Origin of the sequence: Oxalicibacterium sp. (assembly GCF_035565035.1) — a bacterium.
Taxonomy (GTDB): Bacteria; Pseudomonadota; Gammaproteobacteria; order Burkholderiales; family Burkholderiaceae_D; genus Oxalicibacterium.
The window spans coordinates 1-4,191 of the sequence record NZ_DATMTD010000096.1 but is presented as its reverse complement, the minus strand read 5'-3'; the positions used below and the strand labels follow the sequence as shown (position 1 = coordinate 4,191).

Below are 4,191 nucleotides of genomic sequence, written 5' to 3'. Positions count from 1 at the left end.
TAAAAAAGCCCAAACCGAAATTCTTTAAAAAACCGCCGCGATGGCGGTTTTTTATTTGACAGCAAAGATTCTGACTGGAGAAAAACATGCCTCGCACAGACGATTTACGGATTAAGGAAATGAAAGAACTGGTACCGCCATCGCATCTGATTCGCGAGTTCGGTTGCTCTGAAAAGGCAGCCACGACTGCATCGGATGCGCGTCATGCATTGCATCGTATTCTGCACGGTCAGGACGATCGCCTGATGGTCGTGATCGGCCCGTGCTCGATTCACGATACCAAGGCGGCGATGGAATATGCGAATCGCCTGATCAAGGAGCGCGAGCGTCACGCCGGCGAGCTGGAAATCATCATGCGCGTCTATTTCGAAAAACCGCGCACGACGGTCGGCTGGAAAGGTCTGATCAACGATCCTTACATGGACAACAGTTTCCGTATCAACGATGGTTTGCGTACGGCGCGCGAACTGCTGCTGAACATCAATGAACTCGGTCTGCCTGCAGGCACCGAATTCCTCGACGTGATCAGTCCGCAATACATCGCCGACCTGATCAGCTGGGGCGCGATCGGCGCACGCACGACGGAATCGCAGGTGCATCGCGAGCTGGCATCAGGTTTGTCATGTCCGGTTGGTTTCAAGAACGGCACCGACGGCAACGTCAAGATCGCCGTCGATGCGATCAAGGCTGCATCGCAACCGCACCATTTCCTCTCGGTGACGAAGGGTGGCCACTCCGCCATCGTTTCCACGCTGGGCAACGAGGATTGCCACATCATCCTGCGCGGCGGCAAGACGCCGAACTACGATGCAGCCAGTGTCGAACAGGCATGCAAGGACATCGCAGCCAACGGCCTCGCATCGCGTCTGATGATTGATACCTCGCACGCCAACAGTTCGAAGAAGCCGGAGAACCAGATTCCGGTCTGTGCCGACATCGCAAAGCAGGTTGCGGGTGGCGACACGCGCATCGTCGGCGTGATGGTCGAATCGCATCTGGTCGCCGGTCGTCAGGATCTGATCCCGGGCAAGGAACTGACCTACGGTCAGTCGGTAACGGATGGTTGCATCAACTGGGAAGACAGCCTGGACGTGCTGGAAGGTCTGGCGGAAGCGGTCAAGCAGCGTCGGCATGTCAAGGATCCGGATGCCTGACTGAATGATCGGCTGTAGAAATAAAAAAGCACCGATATGTCGGTGCTTTTTTATTGTTGTCGCTTTTAAAATCGCTTCGTCAATACCATCTGTTCGCCGTCGCGGCGCATTTCCGTTCGATTAAGGAAGGACATGCCGAGCAGTGCAAAGGTCAGGCCGCTGTCCTGCACGACGCCGTCGACCTGATTCAGAACGATGTCGCCGACTTTCACGGAGTCCAGCTTGACCTTGTAACCACGGACTGTGCCGTTGGCGGTGTTGATATAAATCGGACTTCCTTTTGTATAGTCGATGCCCAGCCGTTTTGCATCGGCCGCCGACAGTGCAATCAACGACGCACCGGTATCGACGAGCATGCGCATCGTCCCGCCATTGATCTGGCCTTGCACAATGAAATGGCCACGGCCGTCAGCCTGTAATGTCACGGAGGTGATACCGGATGGCGTAATGCGATTGATGTGTTCGCCGAGATCGATAGCCTGTTTCTTGCCATTGGCGTCGAAGACAGCGCCGTTCTTGTTGACGGAAACCAGCTTGATGCCCGTCGTGACAGTATTGCCGACTGAATAGGTTTTCGGCGAACCGCCATCAATGACCAGTACTGCCTTGTCAGGGAAGACGCCGATGACGCTGATATCTGCTGCCTGCGCTTGAAGCGCAGCGAAGCACAAACCGGAGGCTAGCAATCGAATGTTCATTGGCGGATTCCACAAGGAGCGGAGGGGTTGCTTCAATCGGATAAACAGCGGTCTGCCAACATTGCGGCGATCACGCTCAATCAGTCACGGAAGTTGTTGAATTCGAGTGGCAGATCCTTGACTTCCTTCCTCAGCATCGCCATCGCGGCCTGAAGATCGTCGCGCTTCGCGCCGGTCACCCGCACCGCATCGCCTTGAATGCTGGCTTGCACTTTCATCTTGCTGTCCTTGATGACACGAACGATTTTCTTGGCATCTTCGCTTTCGATGCCGTTCTTGATCTTGATGACTTGCTTGACCTTGTCACCACCGATTTTTTCGATCTTGCCGCGATCGAGAAAGCGTACGTCCACATTGCGCTTGACCAGTTTGCCGGTCAATACGTCCAGAACCTGATTGAGCTGGAATTCCGAATCCGCATACGCTGTCAGGTCGCGATCTTTTTGTTCGACGCGGGCATCGCTTCCCTTGAAGTCGAAGCGAGTGGAGATTTCCTTGCCGGCCTGATCGACAGCATTCTTGACTTCGACCATGTTGGCTTCGGAGACGGTATCGAAAGAGGGCATGTTTTTTTCCTTTACGGTATTTGTTCTTGCAGGATGCGTCGTCGACATGGTGTGTCGACGTCCGGTAATCCGGTCAGCGGGTCATTCTAGCGGACAAAAAACCGGGTGGCTAGGCGGGCGATTATAATCGCCGGTTATGGCCGTTTCCCTACCAATCCAAACCGATTTTTCGCTACGCAGCCTCAATACCTTTGGCGTGGATGCCTGCGCGCGCGCCTATTTGTCCGTGAGCTGCGTTTCCGCATTGGAAGAGGTCCGAAACGTTGCCGCTTTGACCGCGATGCCGCGGCTTATCCTTGGCGGAGGTTCCAATATTCTGCTGACGCAGGATTTCCCGGGGCTGGTCCTGCATATGCAGTCAAAAGGGGTGCAAATTGTCGCTGAAGATGACGATGCAACCTATGTACGCGCGGCAGCGGGCGAAAGCTGGCACGAATTTGTGCAGTGGACGCTGGATCATGATCTGGGCGGACTGGAGAATCTGTCGCTGATTCCAGGCAGTGTGGGTGCTGCACCGATCCAGAATATTGGTGCCTACGGAGTCGAAATCAAGGATCGCTTTCATTCATTGACGATGTTCGATTTTGAAACAGGTCAAACGCGCGTACTCAACAAGACCGAATGTGCTTTCGGCTATCGCGACAGCATTTTCAAGCACGAGTTGCGCGATCGTGCGGTGGTACTGAATGTCACGTTCGCTTTGCCGAAGAACTGGCAACCGAACATTCGCTATGCAGATGTTGCACAGGAACTTGCGGCAGGCAGCATCAGCGAGCCGACAGCCAGGCAAATCAGCGATGCGGTGATTGCGATTCGTACCCGCAAGCTACCGAACCCGGCTGTCGTCGGCAATGCAGGCAGCTTCTTCAAGAACCCCGTGGTCACCATTGAGAAGCGCGATGCCTTGCTGCAGCGTTATCCGCAACTGGTGAACCATGCGCAACCGGACGGTAGTGTCAAACTGGCAGCCGGCTGGTTGATCGATCAATGCGGCTGGAAAGGTAAAACTGCCGGTGCAGCCGGCGTCTATGAGAACCAAGCGCTGGTATTGGTCAATCGCGGTGGTGCGAGCGGACAGGACATCGCGAAACTTGCCGCTGCGATCCAGTCGGATGTTGCACAGCGTTTTGATGTGCTGCTTGAACCGGAACCGGTTTTTCTGTGAGCACCCTCCGTTATCAAGGAAAAATTACGGAGTGGCGCGATGAGCAGGGTTTTGGTTTCATCACGCAAAATGGCGATGGCCAACGACTCTTCCTGCATATCAAGTCATTTTCCACACGCAGGCGTCGCCCTGTTCTCAATGATAGCGTTACGTACGTGCATGCTGTCGATCGCAAGGGACGTGTACAGGCAGCGCATGTCGAATTTTCAGGACAGGGCGGACAACGTGCATCTGTCAGGCGTGAAACATCCTTGCCACTCTATTTTGCACTGGCGTTTGTCGTCCTGATCGTAGCGCTGTCGGTTCTCGGTTTTCTGCATTGGAAAGTCCCGGTCTTTTACGCCATGCTCAATGTGATCACATGGTTTCTGTATCTGTTCGACAAGGAAGCTGCGCGCAAAGCTGCGCAGCGCAGGCCGGAGCGCACTTTGCATTTATTGTCGTTGCTGGGTGGCTGGCCTGGGGCATTGCTTGCGCAGCGCATGTTCCGTCATAAATCGAGCAAGCGATCGTTTCAGGAAGTCTATTGGGCAACCGTTTTCCTGCATTGCTGTTTCGTGATCTGGTTGTTCACGCCTCTCGGCAAACCTGTCTTGCACCTAATGAAT

General features: G+C 54.5%; 5 protein-coding genes. 3 read left to right on the top strand and 2 right to left on the bottom strand.

Annotated features, from left to right (window positions below):
• The first annotated feature begins 86 nt into the window (after positions 1-86).
• Positions 87-1,154, top strand: a complete 1,068-nt coding sequence (gene aroG / locus VN114_RS08905) for a 3-deoxy-7-phosphoheptulonate synthase AroG (protein WP_325514050.1) — start codon at positions 87-89, stop codon at positions 1,152-1,154.
• 65 nt (positions 1,155-1,219) lie between these two features.
• Here aroG and VN114_RS08900 read toward each other — a convergent pair whose 3' ends face one another.
• Both VN114_RS08900 and VN114_RS08895 read right to left on the bottom strand, forming a co-directional pair.
• A complete protein-coding gene (locus tag VN114_RS08900; RefSeq protein WP_325514048.1) occupies positions 1,220-1,852 on the bottom strand; it encodes a retropepsin-like aspartic protease family protein in 633 nt (210 codons plus the stop codon).
• An 80-nt stretch (positions 1,853-1,932) separates the two neighbouring features.
• Entirely contained in the window at positions 1,933-2,418 is a 486-nt protein-coding gene (locus tag VN114_RS08895) for a YajQ family cyclic di-GMP-binding protein (protein WP_325514046.1), read from the bottom strand.
• 136 nt (positions 2,419-2,554) lie between these two features.
• Here VN114_RS08895 and murB point away from each other — a divergent pair, with 136 nt between their 5' ends.
• Positions 2,555-3,583, top strand: a complete 1,029-nt coding sequence (gene murB, locus VN114_RS08890; RefSeq protein ID WP_325514045.1) for a UDP-N-acetylmuramate dehydrogenase — start codon at positions 2,555-2,557, stop codon at positions 3,581-3,583.
• The coding region (locus tag VN114_RS08885; protein ID WP_325514043.1) for a DUF1294 domain-containing protein at positions 3,580-4,191 on the top strand (612 nt) is incomplete at its 3' end. The genes murB and VN114_RS08885, both read left to right, overlap by 4 nt.

What these genes read in the sequence shown, in the direction of transcription:
- murB (WP_325514045.1), top strand. Translation starts at nt 2,555, where the DNA reads ATGGCCGTTTCCCTACCAATCCAAACCGATTTTTCGCTACGCAGCCTC.
- aroG (WP_325514050.1), top strand. Translation starts at nt 87, where the DNA reads ATGCCTCGCACAGACGATTTACGGATTAAGGAAATGAAAGAACTGGTA.
- VN114_RS08895 (WP_325514046.1), bottom strand. Translation starts at nt 2,418, where the DNA reads ATGCCCTCTTTCGATACCGTCTCCGAAGCCAACATGGTCGAAGTCAAG.
- VN114_RS08900 (WP_325514048.1), bottom strand. Translation starts at nt 1,852, where the DNA reads ATGAACATTCGATTGCTAGCCTCCGGTTTGTGCTTCGCTGCGCTTCAA.